Source organism: Thalassotalea sp. HSM 43 (genome assembly GCF_004752005.1).
In the GTDB taxonomy this organism is placed as follows: domain Bacteria; phylum Pseudomonadota; class Gammaproteobacteria; order Enterobacterales; family Alteromonadaceae; genus Thalassotalea_A.
Genome location: NZ_CP038493.1, coordinates 3,799,963 through 3,819,478 on the forward strand (window position 1 = coordinate 3,799,963; position 19,516 = coordinate 3,819,478).

General features: G+C 42.0%; 17 protein-coding genes. 11 read left to right on the forward strand and 6 right to left on the reverse strand.

Annotated features, from left to right (window positions below):
- Positions 1-191: 191 nt before the first annotated feature.
- Positions 192-1,586 (reverse strand): sigma-54-dependent transcriptional regulator, encoded by a 1,395-nt coding sequence (locus E2K93_RS16650; RefSeq protein ID WP_135440170.1) that lies wholly within the window; start codon positions 1,584-1,586, stop codon positions 192-194.
- Positions 1,579-3,165, reverse strand: coding sequence for a sensor histidine kinase (locus tag E2K93_RS16655; protein ID WP_135440171.1), 1,587 nt, complete (start codon positions 3,163-3,165; stop codon positions 1,579-1,581). The genes E2K93_RS16650 and E2K93_RS16655 overlap by 8 nt, the downstream gene beginning before the upstream one ends.
- Before the next feature lie 345 nt (positions 3,166-3,510).
- Between E2K93_RS16655 and E2K93_RS16660 the strand changes: the two genes are divergently transcribed.
- From E2K93_RS16660 to E2K93_RS16695, 8 genes are all read left to right on the forward strand, one after another.
- Entirely contained in the window at positions 3,511-4,116 is a 606-nt protein-coding gene (locus E2K93_RS16660; RefSeq protein WP_135440172.1) for a hypothetical protein, read from the forward strand.
- A 217-nt stretch (positions 4,117-4,333) separates the two neighbouring features.
- Positions 4,334-4,897 carry a hypothetical protein gene (locus tag E2K93_RS16665; protein ID WP_135440173.1) on the forward strand — a complete coding sequence of 188 codons (564 nt, stop codon included), beginning with the start codon at positions 4,334-4,336 and terminating at the stop codon, positions 4,895-4,897.
- 247 nt (positions 4,898-5,144) lie between these two features.
- Positions 5,145-5,378 (forward strand): hypothetical protein, encoded by a 234-nt coding sequence (locus E2K93_RS16670; protein WP_135440174.1) that lies wholly within the window; start codon positions 5,145-5,147, stop codon positions 5,376-5,378.
- Between the two features lie 363 nt (positions 5,379-5,741).
- A complete protein-coding gene (locus tag E2K93_RS16675; RefSeq protein ID WP_135440175.1) occupies positions 5,742-6,284 on the forward strand; it encodes a GNAT family N-acetyltransferase in 543 nt (180 codons plus the stop codon).
- Positions 6,284-6,919, forward strand: coding sequence for a class I SAM-dependent methyltransferase (locus tag E2K93_RS16680; protein ID WP_135440176.1), 636 nt, complete (start codon positions 6,284-6,286; stop codon positions 6,917-6,919). Before E2K93_RS16675 ends, E2K93_RS16680 begins: the two co-directional genes overlap by 1 nt.
- Positions 6,920-7,126: 207 nt before the next feature.
- Positions 7,127-7,774: a hypothetical protein gene (locus E2K93_RS16685; protein WP_135440177.1), complete on the forward strand. Its 648-nt coding sequence runs from the start codon at positions 7,127-7,129 to the stop codon at positions 7,772-7,774.
- Entirely contained in the window at positions 7,775-10,207 is a 2,433-nt protein-coding gene (locus E2K93_RS16690; protein WP_135440178.1) for an EAL domain-containing protein, read from the forward strand.
- A complete protein-coding gene (locus E2K93_RS16695) occupies positions 10,176-11,372 on the forward strand; it encodes a hypothetical protein (protein WP_135440179.1) in 1,197 nt (398 codons plus the stop codon). Before E2K93_RS16690 ends, E2K93_RS16695 begins: the two co-directional genes overlap by 32 nt.
- 240 nt (positions 11,373-11,612) lie before the next feature.
- Here the strand turns inward: E2K93_RS16695 and E2K93_RS16700 are convergent, their stop codons facing one another.
- From E2K93_RS16700 to queC, 3 genes are all read right to left on the reverse strand, one after another.
- On the reverse strand, positions 11,613-13,184 hold the full coding sequence (locus E2K93_RS16700; protein WP_135440180.1) for a hypothetical protein: 1,572 nt from the start codon (positions 13,182-13,184) through the stop codon (positions 11,613-11,615).
- 286 nt (positions 13,185-13,470) lie between these two features.
- Positions 13,471-14,463 carry a DUF4382 domain-containing protein gene (locus E2K93_RS16705; RefSeq protein ID WP_135440181.1) on the reverse strand — a complete coding sequence of 331 codons (993 nt, stop codon included), beginning with the start codon at positions 14,461-14,463 and terminating at the stop codon, positions 13,471-13,473.
- 239 nt (positions 14,464-14,702) lie between these two features.
- Positions 14,703-15,371, reverse strand: a complete 669-nt coding sequence (gene queC / locus E2K93_RS16710; protein WP_267128076.1) for a 7-cyano-7-deazaguanine synthase QueC — start codon at positions 15,369-15,371, stop codon at positions 14,703-14,705.
- Positions 15,372-15,467: 96 nt separating this feature from the next.
- Here queC and queE point away from each other — a divergent pair, with 96 nt between their 5' ends.
- From queE to E2K93_RS16725, 3 genes are read left to right on the forward strand one after another with little or no spacing between them, the layout of a single operon-like run.
- Positions 15,468-16,139: a 7-carboxy-7-deazaguanine synthase QueE gene (queE, locus tag E2K93_RS16715; protein ID WP_135440182.1), complete on the forward strand. Its 672-nt coding sequence runs from the start codon at positions 15,468-15,470 to the stop codon at positions 16,137-16,139.
- 44 nt (positions 16,140-16,183) lie between these two features.
- Positions 16,184-16,987, forward strand: coding sequence for a sulfite exporter TauE/SafE family protein (locus tag E2K93_RS16720; RefSeq protein WP_135440183.1), 804 nt, complete (start codon positions 16,184-16,186; stop codon positions 16,985-16,987).
- 46 nt (positions 16,988-17,033) lie between these two features.
- Positions 17,034-17,369 carry a hypothetical protein gene (locus E2K93_RS16725; RefSeq protein WP_135440184.1) on the forward strand — a complete coding sequence of 112 codons (336 nt, stop codon included), beginning with the start codon at positions 17,034-17,036 and terminating at the stop codon, positions 17,367-17,369.
- On the opposite strand, the gene dinG is transcribed toward E2K93_RS16725, so the two are convergent.
- Positions 17,366-19,450: an ATP-dependent DNA helicase DinG gene (gene dinG / locus E2K93_RS16730; protein WP_135440185.1), complete on the reverse strand. Its 2,085-nt coding sequence runs from the start codon at positions 19,448-19,450 to the stop codon at positions 17,366-17,368. The two genes, E2K93_RS16725 and dinG, sit on opposite strands and share 4 nt — an antisense overlap.
- Positions 19,451-19,516 lie beyond the last annotated feature (66 nt).

Sequence of the window (19,516 nt, forward strand, 5' to 3'; positions counted from 1 at the left end):
TCCAAAAGTGAATGAGTCATCTATAAAGAATAGGCTAAAATCATTAAGGTTGCCTGTTTTTACTGGCCTGTAAGAGGTCAGTATTATGTTGGCCCAGGCAAAGCGCAGTGAAAAATGATCATTGATTCTCGGCAAAACCTAAAACGATTCGGTTAGCTGTTGAATTAGCTGACAATTAATTTAGCGATCGATCAACCGTTGAGTTGGTATTTTTCCAGTCGATAGAGAAAAGCCTTATACGACATCTGCAGATATTTAGCCGCTTTGGTGCGATTCCCTTCATGTAATGATAACGACTCAGCAAGACAATACTTCTCAAACTGCTCCCAATTAAAACTGCTTTTAGGAAAATTAAATACTGGCAAACCAGCGCTATCATAAGCGTCATTTAATTGCGTATTGGCGGTGAGTTCGCTTTCATCATCAAGTAACAAGTAACGCTCTAAACGATTCGATAATTCGCGCACATTACCAGGCCAGTGATAATCCAGTAACCGTCTTAGTGCATTACTTGAAAGCTCGGTTTTTGGCAATTGATGGCGCTTGGCATGCAAGGTTAAAAAGTGTTCGCTAAGTAACGGGATATCTTCTTGGCGCTCTCTTAACGGTGGCATCAAGATAGGTACCACGTTTAAGCGATAAAACAAATCTTCGCGAAAGCGACCTTGCTGCACTTGCTCGGGTAAATCTCGGTGAGTGGCGGCTATGACTCGTACATCGAGATGAATTTCTTGATGACTGCCTAAGCGAGTAATGCAGCCTTCTTGTAGGAATCTCAGCAACTTTACCTGCAAGTTAAGCGGTAATTCGGCAATTTCATCCAAAAAGATGGTGCCTTTGTTCGCCGCTTCAAGCTTTCCTATTTTTAACGCGGTTGCACCAGTATAAGCACCTTTTTCGGCACCAAATAGCTCCGCCTCGGCTATCGATTCGGAAATCGCTCCGCAATTAATGGCGATAAACGATTGTCCATGTCGAGTCGATTGTTGATGCAGTGCTCTGGCGGCGAGTTCTTTACCTGTACCGGTCTCGCCGTTTATTAAAATAGAGGCATTGGTTTGCGAGACACGATTAATGCGTTGATATACCTGTTGCATGCATTTGGCTTTGCCTACTAGGCCAACAAGTTCACTTTGTTCTGACAGTTGTGCGCTTAATCGTTTGTTTTGCGAGCGCAATTCTTTGGCTTTTAACGCTTTATCAATGGTCAGCAACAGTTCTTGGCGTTGAAAGGGTTTTGCTAGGTAATCATCTGCACCTAATTGCAGTGCTTCTACTGCGTGACTGATGGTGCCATGTGCGGTTGCGATGACAAAGCCTGGATCACGACTTAATATGTTACTGTCGCTTTTACGGCAATAATTCAACAGATCTATGCCCGATAGATTAACCAATTTCCAATCGGAAAAAATCACATCGACGGGATTGTCCTTAAGCATAACAATGGCTTGTTCGCAACTGTCTGCGCTGAGCACCGAATAATTTGAGGCTTGCAACAGCTCGACAATGATTTGCCGTTGCTGCGGTTCATCTTCAACGACAAGTACCTGAATGTTATTGTCTTCATTTAAGCTATCTTTATGCATGGCTTGCTCCAAAGGTAACCGTCGCGTGGCAACCTTGGTCGGTGTTAACTAAGCTAATGTCACCATCATAATTCAAGGTGATTATGCGTTTGGCAATATACAGGCCCATGCCGGCACCTTCGGCTTTATCGCTGGTGTGTGGGTTAAATAAATTTGCTTGAATATGTGCACTAACCCCTGGGCCGTGATCTTGCACCTCTACCACAATTGTATCGTTATCGCTGTTGTTATCTATTTTGATGATAATGTCACCATTGTCATCGCTGGCTTCACAGGCATTAATAATTAAGGTGTGCAATATTGAACGTATTTCTGACTCGTTGCCGGTTATACATAACTCTCTATTTCCTTCAATAGCTAATGACAACTGCTTATCATCACTGGCTTTATATTCAAGGATAATATCCTGTATTACGGCGTAAATAGGCACCTGTTGATCTCTACTTACACCTTGCACGGTAAGTTGCAACATCGCACCGATGGTTTTGTTCATATGCACGATTTTACTTTGCACACGCGCCAATAGCTGTTGTTTGTCTTGCGCCGACAGATTATTTTGCAGTAACTGTTCAACACTCAGCCCTATGGTGTGAATTGGGTTGCGCAATGCGTGCGCTAAGCCCTTTGATACTTCCCCTAATTCCGCCAGTTGTTGCAGTTGTTGGTTTTTCTTTTGTGCTTGTGACAAGGCATCAAGTCGAGACACCATGTCATTAAATTGCACGATTGTGGTTTTGATCTCATCAACCCCTTGTGGCACCACTTTATGTTGATAATTCCCTTGTGCGAGTTTGGAAAATCCACCGGCAAGCGCGTTGAGCGGTTTATTAAACTTATGACTGAGCCAATAAGCAAAAACTAACGCGATAATCGTTAAGCCAAGTAGGGTGTACATGATTTCTTCAATTAAGTTATCAATACCAGAGTTTTGCGGGTGTTTGATCTGGTAGACAAAATTACTGGTTTTTTCGACTTCTTTACCTTGTTCATCGATCACTACCTCGTGCAATTGCTCAACCAATTGTGAGAACTGCTGGGCGGCGATAACTTGTTGCTCAGCTGGTGTCTCGGTTGCCGTTTGCGTGGCTATGTCATCTATGGTTTGCTGCTCAATTATTTTGACCTTGTCGTCAACTGTTGAGTTGTCTGCTGCACTAGCCGCATTGTTTACTGCTTGGTTTACTGCCTTGTCCACCTTGGTATCCACCTTAGTATCAACTGAGTCGGGGTCTTTGCTGTTATGAGTATGCCCCTTGTCATGATCTTTGGAATGGCCCTTGGCTGTAATGATTTTGTATTCTTCGTCACCATTATGGATTATTTCAATGTCGGTCTCGCTATCACCGGCAAAGATAACCTTAGGCTTGCCTTTAAGGACAAACTGTTTATCGGCACCTGATATTGCATACTGTACTTCATTGGCAGCAAAAGAAATGACTCGCTTTGAAATTTGTTTGGCTTGTTGGCTGACTTCATATTTGTAGTTGTCTCGAAAAAAATCGAGCACTAACAGGGATAATACGAATATCATCAAAATAAGCGCACTGACCAATAAAAATAGATATCGTTTTAACGACATATCGTTGTCTCTTATAAATTCTCTTGTTATGTTTATATAACAACATTAGTGCCATTTTCTAGTGTGAATTAATTGTATATAAATCAACGACTTAAAAACACCTAAAAGTGTGGTTAATTTATTTGCCAAAAATGTTTCCTGATATGGGGAAATCGAACCCCGAAATGAGCACGGCTTTTGTGGAAATTTAGCGCTGATAACCTAGACTCTAAGCTGAGCAACTTTCGCAATCGCTTGTATTTACTCGCATTACATTAATTGACCTAAAATCTGGTACGAATCTTGTTGGTATATCAAGGAAAGATAGAAAACCATCAATTAATTAGAAAAAAGACGGAGAAAGTTATGAAACTTAATACAATCAAATCTATGTTAGTCGGTACCGGCTTAAGCGCTGCAAGTTTAGGATTGCTCGCTTCAGTCACCAGCGTTAACGCCTTAGCAGAAACAGTTGAGCAAGACGTGAATGTTGAAATCGTTGCTGGTGAAGACGCCAATGCTGACGTAACCATAATCAAAGACGGCCAAAAAACGCAATTGCAATTGCCAAAAGAAGCATTGCACGACCAAGAGCAATTAAAAGCCGCTATTGCTGATTTACCTGAAGAAACGCAAGCAACCATTCTTGAGGCTATGGGTGGCATGCGTATGATCCATGCTGATCACGACGGTAAAGTCATTGTTGTTGATAAAACCAAAGTGAAAACCTTATCTGATTCAGAAGAACTAGAGTGGGTTAGTGAGGATGGCAAGCACAAAAAAATCATGGTGATCCAAGGCAGTGACGTTGGCCATCACATGGTAAAAAACGTTGATTCAGAAAGTCATGTGTTTGTGCATTCTGATGAGGAAGGCGGACATGCAAAAGCTATCGTTATGATGCTTAATAAAGGCAAGTTTACACCAGAGCAATTGGATCAAATTCAACAAGCATTAGACGCTAAGCGTTAATTCTTAGGTACCAAACATTGGGCTCTAACTCTTAGCCTTAGCCGCTAAATGTTAGACGCTAAATGTTAGTCGCTTAGTTATCATTATCAAAAAACGTCGGCATAGTGCTGGCGTTTTTTTTATATTTTTTACTGACCATGTAAACTTTTTATTGGCTTAGGTCGACTAAGACTAATAACACCAGCTGTAACGCTGATAATTATTTTAGGAGTTATAAATGAAAGTTTCGTATTCAAAGTCTGCACTATGGGCAGTAGTCACCTTATTTGTTGCAGTATCCGCGTTTAATCGTTCGGTATGGGCGCAATCCGATGTTCAAATACAAGTTAGAAATCATGATAAGCAAAACACGGAATATACCGTTAACGGTAAAACCTTTACTAAACAAGACCTAACAGCAAAACAACAACAGCAAGTACAGCAAATAGAATCTGAATTACACGTTCTTGAGCAAGCGATTCGTATAGATGAAAAGAAAATACGCGACGTGGCGCAACGTATGGATGTAAAAGCAAAAGAGATGACAAAAATCGCTGAGCGCATAGAAGAGCAAGTAAAGAAGATGGAATTCGAAGAAAAGACCATTAAAGAGATTGAAGAGCAGCAACAAAAACTGCAACCATTGCTGGAGAAAGAAGAAGCCAATATGCTGGCAAAAGAAGCAGAAATGCTCGCCTTAGAAAAGCAATTGATTGAAATTGACGAAGCGGTTATTCGAGATATTGAAGATAAAGCCGATGAGTATGAGAACCTGCTGATTGAGATTGCCGAGACCTTATAAGTCAGTACACATTATTGTTGCTCGCGTTACTTAGCCAGAAAGCAGATGTTTTCTGGCTTTTTGCATTTTAGTGGGCGCAAGGAATGCCAATCCGCTTTAAAGATATTTGATATGTTGTTGAAATAGTGTACAAAAATAAGGTAGTTTATTTTTTGACCAAAACAAAAATAATAATAAAAACAAATAAGTTTAATGCCGTATAAAAGTTTTAAGTTGGTGTTTCACTTTGGATAAACATGGAGCGAATATGTTCAAAATGTTCATGATGGTCTTAACATCTGCAATGGCGGTCTATAGCGTCGTTCAAGTGCTCGGCTACTTTAAAGTACAAAATACAGAGCAACAAAATACAGAGCAACAAAATACAGAGCAACGATCTCGGGTTCATCGTAGTAGCAGAAAACAGCGATTTATTTTGCTCGCCATGTGTTGTTTGCTATTGAGTATTAGCTACAGTATGGACGTGATGCGAACCCTATAGCAAAGCCATACATCGTTAGGTAAAAGTTTGTGGTTGTCCGCTTATAGGTGTTGGTTTTTCGGTATACATATTTAGGTATAAGTTAGGTATACGCGTTTAGAGATAAACAGTCGCAAAGCTTGTGTTATGTCGTTTAATTAATAACGTGCTTACGTCACCTACGCTTTGCCTTTGTGTTTTTGTTGTGGTTTCCATTCCTTTGCTTCTTGTTTGCGCCTGTTTAGTTTTCTTCGGCTTAGTTTTCTGCTGATTTTCACTGCCTATGCCGTAAAGAAAATGTCTTTGACTGAACAAATATAACGATTACACTGATTGTAAAAGTTAACCAAATTTGTGCCATGCAAGAGGGTATCTGGAGCGAAAATGACAACGACTTTTCTGCCATTTCATCAGCAACATAAAAACCAAGTCGTCACCCTGTTTATTGAGGTGTTTAGCGCATCTGAAAATGAACAAGAGGGGCAGCTTATTGGTGAATTAGTTAAAGATTTAATTGCGACCACGGCAACAGATGACTTACAAGGTTTTATGGCATTTGACGAGGATACATTAATAGGCTGTATTTTTTTCAGTCGTTTGACATTAACCAACGATATAAGCGCTTTTATATTGTCTCCCGTTGCCATTGCCACGAGCGCACAAGTTAAGGGGGTCGGGCAAGGTTTGATTAATCATGGGCTAGATCAACTTAAAGCACAGGGCATAAGTTTGGCATTAACTTATGGCGACCCAAAATATTATGGCAAAGTCGGCTTTGAGCAAATAACAGAACAACAAATAAAAGCGCCGTTAACGTTAAGCTTTCCTCATGGCTGGTTAGCGCAAAGTTTGGACGACACTAATTTAGCTTCACTAGCAACTCAGTGTCAGTGTGTTAAGGCATTAAACGAGCAAAAATATTGGTGATGGATAAATATAAAACCACCGTCGCAACGTTTAACAAATTGGCAGAGCGATACCAAGACAAATACATGAACTTTGAGTTCTATATGGATACCTATGATGATTTTTGTGAACTGGTAAGCAAAGCCAACGCAAAAATATTTGAGATAGGCTGTGGTCCGGGAAATATTAGCCAATATATTTTGCAAAAACGCCCGGATTATCAACTGTACGGTATTGATTTAGCACCAAACATGGTGGCTTTGGCTAAAAAAAATAATCCAGGTGCAGTCTTTGATGTCATGGATAGCCGCTCCATTAGTCAGGTTCAAGGGACATTCGACGCACTACTTTGTGGTTTTTGCACACCGTATTTAAGCGCAGAAGATGTGGCAACGTTGATCAAAGAGGCACGTCAACGATTAGTACCTGGCGGCATTTTCTACCTGAGTACCATGGAAGGGGATGACCAGCACTCTGGTTACCAAACCTCAAGCGCAGGGGATCAAGTCTTTATTCACTATCATCAAGAAAATGTCATTGTCGATGTGCTACAGAGCAATCAATTTGAGGTGATAAGTGTTAAGCGCAAGCAGTTTACTATTGATAAAGACGCTGCCAATACCACCGATATGTTTATTTACGCCCGAGCCATATAGTCTGGCTATCTAAGCGACATTACACTTAATAAATAACGCTATTTATGGCTTCATCGACAGCTGATTTTATTGGTGCCCCGCCTGACAAAATCGCATCATCAACAATGGCTAAAACACTTGCCCAATCTATAATTATTTGTCATTGTAAACAAAAGGTTATTTTACCAATGATGATTCGATCATAATAACAATAATAAAGAGGATATGGTGCGACGTTTAATCTGTTTGATTGTTACCTTAGGCATGAGTGCGGTTAGCATGGCGACAACCATTACCGTCGTCACAAAACAACAACAACCGGTTTCTGGGATAGTTGTTTATCTCGAACCGTTAACACATCAAGCGAATATTAAAGAGTACCTAGGTGAACCTGTTGTCATCAGTCAAAAAGACAAAAAGTTTACGCCATATTTAACCGTTGTCGCCAAAGGCACGCCGGTTATCTTTGATAACCATGACGATATAACGCATCACATATATACCGTAAACGAAACCACGCGTTTTGATTTTAAGCTAAAGACTCAAGGCCAGCCAAAGCAAATTAGCGTCGACACCAGCAATGAGATTGCCATGGGATGCAATATCCATGATTGGATGGCAGGGCACCTGTTTGTCGTTGATACACCGTATTTTGCAATGACCGATGCATCCGGCCAAGCGCAGCTTAATGAACTACCATCGGGTGATTATCAAATCCGCATCTACCACCCTAAAATGTCAACTCAAGACCAGCAACAGCGATACCCATTCAGTAGTGATTTAACACAATTTACAGTCGAAATTACTGGTGATAAACCGGAAAATGATCCACAACAGCATATTGACGAGTTTGACTTTGCAGAAGGCTATGAATAAATGCCAGGCAAATTGACATTACAATTTGATAGTTTAAAAAAGACCATTGTGTTCTTTTTCGTGTTGTTGTTAATTATCGTGCAGGGCGTTTCTTTTTTTACCACCAAATTGGCTAATGAACGGTTGGAAGAGCAACAACTCAATTTGCAGCTCCTCAGAGCAGAAACCTTGTTGCAAAATGAATTGGATAACCGCAATTACTATATAACCGCGTTCGCGGAAACGGTGGCCAAAGATTATGGTCTTAAGCAAGTATTGATGGAAGATACTCGCAGCATCTTGTTTGCCCTTAATAATCATCGCCAACGAATTGATGCCGATATCGCTATCGCCATCGATAAAGAAGCCACCATCATTGGTCAATTATTGACGATTCGAGAAGATGGTCAAAGCAAAGTGGTAAAGGGCGCTCAAATTGGTCAAATATTTGCCCAGCGCTCGTGGTTAACTGAACAATCTAAAGCCCAGTTTTGGCAATATAAAGATACGGTTTATCAGTTGGTTATCGCACCAATTCGTAATGGCGATATGGTCATCGGCTATATTAGCTTTGGCTATAATATTGATGAAAAATTGGTGGGCGAACTGGCGCAATTGAGTGATTTTCACGTTGGCTTTGGCTTGATAGAAGCAGACAATTGGCAATGGCTGGCCAATAGCGAGACCAATAAGTCAATAAATCAGCAATCAGATTTCTTACCATTAGCGCAAACAATTGATCAAGATTTTGTATTCTCTAATTATCGCCTAGGTCGTGTTGATGGCCAATCATTAATGGCGACTACCTACCAACTTCGTTCAAGCTTGACCGAGTCAGTTAAAAAAGACAGCATCCAACTGTTAATGATGATAGGACTGATGGCGGTGTTGTCAGTCGTCGCAGCTTATTATATTGCCATTGTGGTTACCCGACCATTGTCAAAGTTACTGAGATTTAGCAAAGCAATCGCTCAAGGTGAGTATGACAGTAAAGTCGATGTTGGCCAGAGTAAAGAGCTAAACCAATTGGCTAACCAGTTGGATTCGATGCAAAATGCTATTTACCAACGCGAACAAGAAATATCACGCCAGGCTTATTTTGATAATTTGACTAAATTGCCCAACCGTAATCAGTTTTATCGCGATATGCAGGACAAACATGGCCCTTTGGTTGTCTGCCAAATAAGTATTTGCCGTCTCTCGCAAATCAATGACACCTTAGGTCATAAAGTTGGCGATGAAGTGATCTGTGAAGTTGCTAACCGTCTGCAACAAATGCAACTGTCATTGTATAAAACCTCAGGCAATGGTTTTATCGTCGTCTATTTCAACCGATGCCATGAAGATATAAGTCATTGCATACAACAATTGACTGAACACGTTGAATCGTCATTTGTGGTGCAAAACATTGCCTTGCATTTGCAAGTCCACGCCGGTGTGACGATTTGTAAGGGCAAGGTCAATGCCATTGAATTGCTCAAAGAGGTCGATTCAGCCATGCAATTGGCTAAGCGCTTGAATTCACCTTTCCAAGTTTATGACGAGCAGATTGATTTGAATACCTTAGATCGTTTGCAGTTATTAAGTCGTATTAAACCCGCGCTGGAAAATGACGAATTTATCTTACATTTTCAACCTAAGCTTAATTTGCATAGTAAACGCGTTGAAGAAGTGGAAGCATTAGTTCGTTGGCAACACCCAGTGCACGGATTACTTGGCCCGGACAGATTTATTCAAATCACTGAGCAAACCGGTCAAATGAAAACCTTAAGCTTGTGGGTGATAGAACACGCTATTGAACAGTATTACCGCTGGAAAGAACAAGGCTTAGATATAAAAATAGCCATTAACATCTCACCGGGTAATTTGTTGGATGACGATTTTTGTGATCAATTGATATCGTTACTGACAGACAACAATAAACTTTGTGATGTGCTGGTTTTTGAAATAACCGAAGATGCCTTTATTGACCACAATTCAAAAGCCGTGGAAAACATTAATCGATTAAAAGAGCATAGCGTACGCTTGTCCATCGATGATTACGGTACGGGCTATTCGTCGCTGGCCCAGCTAAAAAACCTAACAGTAGAAGAGCTAAAAATAGATCGTTGTTTCGTGCAAAAACTGTTCACCGATACCACGGATCAGATGATCGTTCGCTCGACTTTGCAGTTAGCGCATCAACTCGGCTTAGTGGTTGTTGCTGAAGGCGTTGAGGATCAGCAAACCCTTGATTGGTTGACAGAGAATCAATGTGAAAAAGCACAAGGCTATTTTATCAGTCGCCCGTTATCTGCAGAACAATTTAGTCAGTGGCTAATACAGTCGGTATATTTTGATCATAGCAAACAAGAAAAACAAACTAGTAAACAAACAGATAATGATAATAAAAACAATAACAGCAGTATGTCTGAGTGCGCTGATGCTGACGCCCGCGTCAGCATTGGAACATAATTTTCGTGGCTTGATTGATGCTCGAGTAACGCAAACTGACGGCGAAGAATCACACCTTGATGCTCATTACGGTAAATTTCGCTTTAATGACGGCAGCAATGCATCACTGGCGCAAGCGCTGATTAATTACCAAATGGATTTCGATAATCCATTTTCTATTCATGTTAATGCCATGGCGGTAAGTGACGATATAGATAATGAAGTCGGTATTTTAACCGCACATATCAATTATACCGGTTTACCTAACCGTGATGGTCATCGTTATAAAGCCCGTGCGGGTATCATCTATCCACACATTTCTCTGGAAAACCCAATCATAGGTTGGAACTCACCTTATACTTTGTCGTTCTCAACGATGAACAGTTGGATCGGCGAAGAAGTCAGGCATACGGGTATTGAATTTGGTTGGGAAAAACTGGGCCGATTTGCTAACAGTAAACACAACTTTGCTATCAATGGTACGTTTTTTAAACACAATGATACGGCGGGCACCTTGTTGTCTTGGCGAGGTTGGACTGTCAGTAGTAGGCAAACCTTGTGGCATGAAAGACGAGATTTACCACCCATTGAAGCTCGCTTTGGTGGCATGTTACGATTTCAGGCCGAATACACCGATCCATTTATCGAACTCGATCATCGATATGGGACAGAAATCAATGCCAGATGGACATGGGATAACCGCGTCATTGTGCATGTAGGGCATTACGATAATAATGTCGATACCAAAGTTTTCAAGCATGGCCAGTATGCTTGGGAAACTATTTTTGACCATGTCGGCGTTAAAGCCAAACTGAGTAAAAACCTTACCTTAATCAGTCAATATTTAGTCGGTGATACGTTAATGACATCACCGTTTGGGCGAGTTGTCGTCGACAACGATTACCACACGGCCTATGCCTTATTGACCTACAAGTTGAACCAGCACCGTTTTACTGGGCGAATAGAAGAATTCTCGGTGACGGATAAGGATCAAACACCAGGGGATGATAATGATGAATACGGTAAATCGATCACCCTCAATTACCAATACCAGTTTGATAAGCATTGGCAGTTTCATAGTGAATTCAATTATATCGACAGTGACCGACCGTCACGTTTATATGATAACGCTGATGAAAGCCTAAGCGAACATCAATACCAAGTCGCGGTACGCTATTTTTGGTAGTGCATGTTGCGGATGAATGCACATCCCCTAGGTCACAGCAATATACGGACTTAACATTATTACTCAGCGTCATGATCTTAAAGTCGATAAAAAGCGGCCGATGTGCAGCGATTCCGTTGCCTTAGACAACATTCACTAAACATGGCCGCTTTAAACGTGGCCGCTTGCGCGTAATGAATCGTTTCTAATGCAGAGAAACTAATTCATAGAAACGAGATAAAATAGCTAAGCTACAGCGCTTTATTCGTTTTTACCTGGAACTCTAGACACACCGTTACCAGAACGGCCATTGGTCACATACATGCTTACTTCATAATTACCGGTACGAAGGTCGCCATTGCCTGAACCATCCAAAGATAAAAAGCCAAAGCCTGGAATCAATAGGATATCTGGTGCAGAGACCATAAGAATGTACTCTCCATCCATGGCCAGTGGTGCGTCAACCATAAATGCGTCATAACCTTCAAAGTTTTGGAAGTTCTGTTGAACCAAGGTTAACGATTGATCTTGTTCGACATAATACAAGGCAATAGCTCCGATCATGAAATCAGCGGTCGCAAATTGCTCTGCAGACGGTGTATCAAAACCAAATAACTCAGCACTCAAAAATTGACCCGCTTTGGCGTTAAAGCGATAACTGTCAACTTCATCAACCTCATCAATACGACCTACAACTCTGGCTTCGAGCAGTTCAAGTTGACCAGCTGAATTTTCGCCATCAAACAAGGTGTTTGGTGCTAAAACACGTCGCATCTTGACGGTTTTATTACCACCTGAAACCGCAGCTTCTTGCAATAAACGAGGGCGTTGATTAGCGGCAAGTTTTAATGCAGAACGTTCAGAGAAAAAACGTAAATCGACCGTACTGTCAGTAAAGCCTGTACCAACACTCGCGCCAGAGGCCATGGTGTGATCAAACGATTCCAAGGCAACTAATGGTCCATCAAAGACGGGAAAGAAATCACCTGTACCTGGTGTTACACCGTCGCCTGGTGCACCAAAGCTGTCATGGTGGCGTAAGCCTAGGTTGTGTCCTAACTCGTGTGCACCGGTATTGGACGCTTGGTTAACAATGGCCGTTGATAGCGCACCTTGCACATCGCCATCAATAATTTCAATCCCAGATATTCTTGAGAAAAAAGCACCGCTAGGATCAACTTGAACCAATACTTGCCATAAATTTGCATCTACAAAGGCACTGTCATCGCGCAGACTATTGCGGATGTCGATTGATTGCGCGCGACCAAATAAAATGCCGCCACCAAAATCGATACAAATACCATCAGAGTCACGACATTCAAAGTTAAGCGTAGAATATTCGCCTTCGCTTGGTTCTACTTGCGTAAACGACATATTAAAACCTTGATAACGGCTTTCGATATTCGCTTGCACGGCATCGCGTTCTTGCTGGGTATATATGTGGCTGTTAAAGGTTTCTGGAACGCCAGGGTTAAAGGTGATGGCTTCAAAGGTATCTGAGCTTTGCTCAAAATTTAAAAACACCACTTGGGTGCTGTTATCCAGTTGGCCTAGCGCTAAACCTGAGCCGTTCGAGCCGCTATCGCCATCTTTCATTTTGGCCATAGCCTGAGCTTTTGCTGCTCGTTCATTGGCCGTAGCAGCAGACAATACCGCTAAGGTTTGTTCGACATTAAGGCCACGGCGATCTTGACACGATGTTGAACCACAGTCGTCAGTAATAACAGGAAGACTGGTGATAGCCTCTAAGTCATTTGCTACTGCTGTTGAAACCGTACACATGGCTGTCGATGCTAGAAGCCCGGTACCAACGAGTTTTTTTATGTATTTCATAACTTTTTGTTTTCCTAAAAAATGATCAAACATTAAAGTGTCTAAAAAAGACACACTCATAGTTCACTTGCTTAAACGCAGTAACGGGTCGTTGAAGATCAGTTTTTAGAAAATTTAAAAAGTGCCAAAGCCATGGCTATGTTGATGTAATCTATCGATAAAATAGCTAGAGTGGGAAAGTGCAATCCGGCGGGGTAGCGGTTTTTATCTGGATTGAAATGAAACAGCCAGGCAATGCCTGGCTGTTTTGACTAATAAACTGTTTGCTATTAAAGCCTGTCAGTTGTTAGTTAAAATTAACTTCAGAGGTTTGCTTGTCTGCAACGTCGGCTGTTTTTGCCATGATAAAGGTTAATTCATCACTCTGTTCACTGTTATCGGCAGAACAAGTCAGGGCAAGGGTATATTGACCCGCTTGTACGTAGCCAATTTCGTATTCGTACCCACCTTGCTCTTCCATTACCACGGCAACGGATGCTAGCGGCTCGGTTTTAACACCAGCGTAGTTTGAGTTTGCATCGTAGTGTAAATCGCCCATGTCAGCGACGGCGATAGTGCCTTCGTACAAGTAGACGAAGGCGCCATTATTATCACAGCTTTCACCTTGAATTCGTAACTCGTTCACGTCACCTTCAATGTGACCCGCGGTGTTGTTATCGACTAAGCGTACACCGCGCGGTTTTAATACCAAATCTTCACTGTTTTGTGGGTTTACCATAGACTTACGTAAATCAAACTCAACCGTTAGGCTCACTTCATTGCCTTGGGTTGCCACAAAACCGTCGAGTTTCAATTCATTTGAAGGCACGCTAACGCTTACCATTTTGGTTTGTTCCGTGTACTCACCAGTTTCTTCATCCATTACTTTTACTTCAGCGTAAGACTCAGGGGTAATGCTTAAGCGCATTTGTGTGTATTGGCCAACCGGAATCATCGTTCCTTCAATAAGTACAGCAGCATCATCACCGGTAAATTGCATTAAATCGATGCCATGCGTGTTAGGCACAACGTTACCGGTTTCATCTTTACAAACATCGTTTGCAGCAACTTCGCCGTTGTCTCCACCGACGATAAATATTTGGCTGTTGTCGCCGCCTTTAAGTTCGACTTCATTAAAACAAGCAACCACAGATACGGCATGATCTACTGGCGCATCAGAAACGGCTAAATTAAAAGCTACCATGGAATCATTGTCGCTATCGCTACTGCCGCCACACGCGGTAAGTAGCAAAGGAGAGGTAAATAAAAGGGCAATTGCGGATTTTTTAAACGCTGACATAGGGGATCCTCTGATCAATTATTATTATCTATAAGGACTAGATAGTAAGTTACTTATGTTAGTTAATTGTAGAATAATACATGCAAAACATAAGCTTATAGTTTTTTTATTGCGGCGGTTAAAAAGCAAACGTGCAGAAACAAACGTGCATAAACCTAGGCCGCTGCACGCATTCTAACAGAGTTTAAATAAACAATACCATAGAGTTTTTCTCGGCTATTTTGTTTGCGTTTACCACATTACTCGTATGGCAAAGGATCGATGGCATTGTTCTTTTCAAAGGCTTCTAAGCGCTCTTGGCAGGCACCGCATTTACCACAGGCTTTTTCTCGACCGTTATAACAGGTCCAAGACTTGCCATAATCTAAGCCCATGTTTAAGCCATCAGTAAGAATATCTATTTTGCTAACTTTTAAATACGGACTGTAGATTTCTACTGCTTGGTAATTGGCGATTTGACAAACGTCATTCATCTTTTCAACAAACTCGGGACGACAATCTGGATAAATCGCATGATCACCAGAATGAGCGCCATAATAAACTTGGCTCGCTTCAACCGATACCGCATAACCCACCGCTAGCGACAATAAAATCATATTACGGTTCGGCACCACCGTTGACTTCATTGATTCTTCTTCGTAATGACCTTCTGGAATGTCGATTTCATCGGTTAATGATGAGCCGGCTAATAATTGGTTTATGGCAGTGATGTCGATCACTTTATGAGCGATGTTCAGCTCTTTACAGACATTGGCGGCGTAGGCGATTTCTTTGACGTGCTTTTGTCCGTAATCGAAGGTGAGGGCATAAACTTCTTTACCGTCACGCAACGCTTTGTTTAATACGGTAAAAGAATCCATGCCACCGGAGTATATGACGACGACTTTGTTGGAGATATTTTCTGACATTTTTAAGCCTTTTGTCTGACAAGATGAGGTATACTTATCTTACTTCTATTTAAAACCTTAATTTTACTCGAAAATCTCACATCTCCAAAGTTTATTATGAGTCATTACAAAATTAACGAATTGTTTGAAACCATTCAGGGCGAAGGCTCTTTTACGGGACAACCCTCAGTTTTTATCCGTCTGCAGGGCTGCCCAGTGGGTTGCAGTTGGTGCGATACCAAACATACATGGGATATCAATTTAGAATCTCAAGTGAGTACGCAAACGGTTTTAACGAAATCTGCTGAGACCGATGAATGGGTCGAATTAGAGCCGGAAGAGATTTTACGTACCGTGCAAGGCCAAGGGTTTAAGGCGCGTCATATTGTGATCACCGGCGGTGAGCCTTGTATGTACGACTTAACACCGCTGTGCCAGTTATTCGAAGAGCACGGTTATAGCACTCAGATTGAAACCTCGGGTACATTTGAAATTCTTACCACAGAGTCTTGTTGGGTTACCGTGTCTCCAAAAGTGAACATGCGCGGTGGCTATAAAGTGTTATCGTCGGCGATGTTAAGGGCCAATGAAATCAAGCACCCTGTGGCGACTGAGCAGCATGTCGATGATTTAAAGGCGCTATTAAACCAGCACCAAATTACCGAAACGCCAGTGTACTTGCAGCCCATCAGCCAAAAAGATAGAGCGACCAAGTTAGCCATCGATACCTGTATCGACAATAATTGGCGCCTGTCGGTGCAAGTACATAAATACATTGGCATTGAATAACCGTTTTTGATGTGATCAGATAATAATAATTAACAGGATCGAGTGTGGCTTTAGAATACATCTTGGCATTTTTATTACTTGGTGGTTTTGTCGGTGTGATGGCCGGATTACTGGGTATTGGTGGCGGTGCCTTGATGGTACCCATGTTAACCAGTATCTTTGCCGTAATGGGGTTCGCCAACGAAGTTATTGTCCATTTGGCCTTAGGCACGTCTATGGCGTGCATTATTGTCACCTCAATGTCGTCACTAACCGCACATCATAAACGCGGTGGGGTGATTTGGCCTATCGTTAAATCCATGGTTCCGGGGATTTTGATTGGCACCTTTGCCGCGACATTCGTAGCGGCGAAAACAGAACCTTTATATCTGGCCTTGTTTTTTGCCCTTTTCATGAGCTATGTGTCGTTGCAAATGTTTATTAATAAGCAACCAAAGCCTGAAAAAAGCATTGGTGGTCAAGGTGAATTAATCGCCGCAGGCTCCGGTATTGGCGCTATTTCAGCATTGGTTTCTATTGGCGGTGGTACTTTGACGGTGCCTTATTTGTTGTGGCGTAATATTAATATAACCAAAGCCATCGGCACATCCGCTGCCTGTGGTTTACCTATCGCTTTAGCAGGCACCTTGGGTTACATCCTTAACGGCTACAATGAAGCAATCAATCTAGAATACACCTTTGGCTTTGTTTACTGGCCAGCAGTAGTGCTGATATCACTGACCAGTTATTTTACCGCGCCGATTGGCGTTCGCCTGGCGCACACTTTACCGGTAGCGATGTTAAAGAAAGTGTTTGCTGTGTTTGTGGTGATCATTTCCATCAAAATGGTGATGACAGTGTTAGCTTAACTGACACAAAGCTGTGATTTATAAGGTTGCTAGAGAAGGATTTTCAATGAAGGTTTTAAACATTCTACTGACGGCACTGTTTTGCATCTTTGCCGCATTAGGCTTGGCATCGATAATATTAGGCAAACTATCACCTTACGCGCTAGTGATCGTTGTGCTGTATCTGGGCACAGCGGCGGCACTCAATAACAAAGGGGGCAAACTGGCACTGGTGCTGTGTTATATCTGTGTTGGCTTGTTTATCGCTTGTGGCTTACTGGCGCTGACCATGTTTATGTCTACCTTCTTTGGTCATGAATATGACGCCATCTCGCCGGTGGTTTTTGCGTTATTTGGCATCATTGGTGTCTTAACGCTGGTGCTGGTGAGACAAAAGGTCTAATTCACCACATTCAAACGAAAGGGCGGTAATGAATCAATCAATTCCTTGCCATAGCGTTTACTGACCAATCTTCTGTCCAAAATGGTGATCATACCGGTATCTTTCTCATTACGCAGTAAACGACCGCAGGCTTGTACCAGTTTTTTCGAGGCATCGGGCACGCTGATTTGCATAAACGGGTTTCCGCCTTTGAGTTTAATGTATTCTGATTGCGCTTGATCAACAGGTGAGGTCGGCACCGAAAAAGGCAATTTAGTAATGATTAAGTTTGTTAGATACTTACCAGGTAAATCTAGGCCCTCGCTGAAACTTTGACTACCAAATATGATGCTGGTGTCACCTTTGTCACAACGCTGTTTATGCACTTCAATGATTTGCTGTCTTGATTGTTCACCTTGCACTTGAATGGCTTTATATTTGGCTTTTTTACGCAAAGCGTCAGCCACTTGCTCCATTTGCCAATATGAGGAAAATAACACCAAATTACCTTGGTTTTCTCGTAATAGACTGGGTAGTTTTTCAATGACTTCTTTGGTGAACGCATCACTTACGTTCGGCTCGTATTGCATTTTCGGTATCGTTAAAACTGCATTTTCTTGGTAGTTAAACGGTGAATTTAACTTTTTATATTGGGTACCATCATTGATGCCCAAGCCCGCTTGACGGCGAAAATGTTCAAATGAATTTAGCGCGCATATGGTGGCCGAGCATAATACCGCAGCATCACACTTATCCCATAAATTATCCTGCAGCATAAAGCCGACCTCAATAGGTGAGGCACTGACCATATAATCATCGCGCTTACCGGATGTTTTTTCTATCCATCGCGCTAAAGGCGCACCTTTGTCGCTGTCTTGTTTGGCGTACATCGACCAGATTTTTTCGAGGTTTTCTACCCGTTGTATTTCAAACCCTGCCTCAGCAAGCAAGGGCTCAGCACGGTACATTTGCACGTTGCCATCTTTGACTTCTTCAAGCAGTAAATTGTATAGCTTATTGATTTCGCTTAACGATTTTTTACTGGCGCTGGCAATGTCTTCACCGAGGTGTCGCAATTCGTCGGGCACGACGCCGTTTTCAAAACGAAATTGCTTATCTTGTGAAAAAAACAGGTTTTGGTTGGCATCGAAAAATTCATTGACCTTTTTGAGATCGGTAATGATCTCCTCACTTAAATCAGCAATTTTTAGTGAAGGGGATATGGTGCGATCTGTGGTTGATAATTTATTGATTTTATCCGCGGTAGGACTTAAGCGTTGCAACCATTCGATTGCGCCTTTAACCGTTGCCATGGCACTGGCATGATCTCGGGTAATATCCGGTAAGTGGTGCGCTTCGTCAATGATATAGACGCTATCTTCGGGTTCAGTGAGAATCTTACCGCCACCTAACTCAAGATCGGCAAGCAACAAACTGTGATTCACCACCAACACATCGGCAACGTCCATGCGCTCGCGCGCCTTATGAAATGGACATTGAGTGTGTTCATTCAGGTGGCGCAAACAACTGTGTTTATCACTTTGTATAAATTGCCATATATGATTTGGAATTGGCGTTGGCCAAGAATCTCTATCGCCTTGCCATTTACCATTGGCCAAAGCCTTGTCGAGACGCTTTAATAGGTCGGTATCTTGTTTGGTTGGCTTTTGCTCAAACATAGCAACTTGGCCGGCATCACTGTCATTGTGGTTTGCTAAGGCTAGCTTTTGCGCACAGACATAACGTTGGCGACCTTTTACCAAGCAAAAGTCGAAAACAAAACCTGCGTGCTTTAAAATAAACGGCAAATCTTTATTGACCAATTGCTCTTGCAAGGCAACCGTTGCCGTAGAAATAATGACTTTCTTTTTACGCTTTTTCGCCAAGGGGATGGCACCAAGGCAATAGGCTAATGATTTACCCGTACCTGTACCGGCTTCAATGACGATATGACGGGTATTTTTATCGTACTCGCCAGCAATGGTTTTAGCGATTTCGGCTATCAGGTATGCTTGTTCTTTACGAGGGCTAAAATTGTCTAGACTTTCGCCAATTCGCTTGTAGGCAGAGCGAATTAACTCCTTGGTTTTGTCACCTAGCATAAATAATTATTTCCAACGGCGCATGTCTCGAATATACTGCTGTATATATTAACAGGTTTATTAGTA

What these genes read in the sequence shown, in the direction of transcription:
- E2K93_RS16650 (WP_135440170.1), bottom strand. Translation starts at nt 1,586, where the DNA reads ATGCATAAAGATAGCTTAAATGAAGACAATAACATTCAGGTACTTGTC.
- E2K93_RS16655 (WP_135440171.1), bottom strand. Translation starts at nt 3,165, where the DNA reads ATGTCGTTAAAACGATATCTATTTTTATTGGTCAGTGCGCTTATTTTG.
- E2K93_RS16660 (WP_135440172.1), top strand. Translation starts at nt 3,511, where the DNA reads ATGAAACTTAATACAATCAAATCTATGTTAGTCGGTACCGGCTTAAGC.
- E2K93_RS16665 (WP_135440173.1), top strand. Translation starts at nt 4,334, where the DNA reads ATGAAAGTTTCGTATTCAAAGTCTGCACTATGGGCAGTAGTCACCTTA.
- E2K93_RS16670 (WP_135440174.1), top strand. Translation starts at nt 5,145, where the DNA reads ATGTTCAAAATGTTCATGATGGTCTTAACATCTGCAATGGCGGTCTAT.
- E2K93_RS16675 (WP_135440175.1), top strand. Translation starts at nt 5,742, where the DNA reads ATGACAACGACTTTTCTGCCATTTCATCAGCAACATAAAAACCAAGTC.
- E2K93_RS16680 (WP_135440176.1), top strand. Translation starts at nt 6,284, where the DNA reads ATGGATAAATATAAAACCACCGTCGCAACGTTTAACAAATTGGCAGAG.
- E2K93_RS16690 (WP_135440178.1), top strand. Translation starts at nt 7,775, where the DNA reads ATGCCAGGCAAATTGACATTACAATTTGATAGTTTAAAAAAGACCATT.
- E2K93_RS16695 (WP_135440179.1), top strand. Translation starts at nt 10,176, where the DNA reads ATGCTGACGCCCGCGTCAGCATTGGAACATAATTTTCGTGGCTTGATT.
- E2K93_RS16700 (WP_135440180.1), bottom strand. Translation starts at nt 13,184, where the DNA reads ATGAAATACATAAAAAAACTCGTTGGTACCGGGCTTCTAGCATCGACA.
- E2K93_RS16705 (WP_135440181.1), bottom strand. Translation starts at nt 14,463, where the DNA reads ATGTCAGCGTTTAAAAAATCCGCAATTGCCCTTTTATTTACCTCTCCT.
- queC (WP_267128076.1), bottom strand. Translation starts at nt 15,371, where the DNA reads ATGTCAGAAAATATCTCCAACAAAGTCGTCGTCATATACTCCGGTGGC.
- queE (WP_135440182.1), top strand. Translation starts at nt 15,468, where the DNA reads ATGAGTCATTACAAAATTAACGAATTGTTTGAAACCATTCAGGGCGAA.
- E2K93_RS16725 (WP_135440184.1), top strand. Translation starts at nt 17,034, where the DNA reads ATGAAGGTTTTAAACATTCTACTGACGGCACTGTTTTGCATCTTTGCC.
- dinG (WP_135440185.1), bottom strand. Translation starts at nt 19,450, where the DNA reads ATGCTAGGTGACAAAACCAAGGAGTTAATTCGCTCTGCCTACAAGCGA.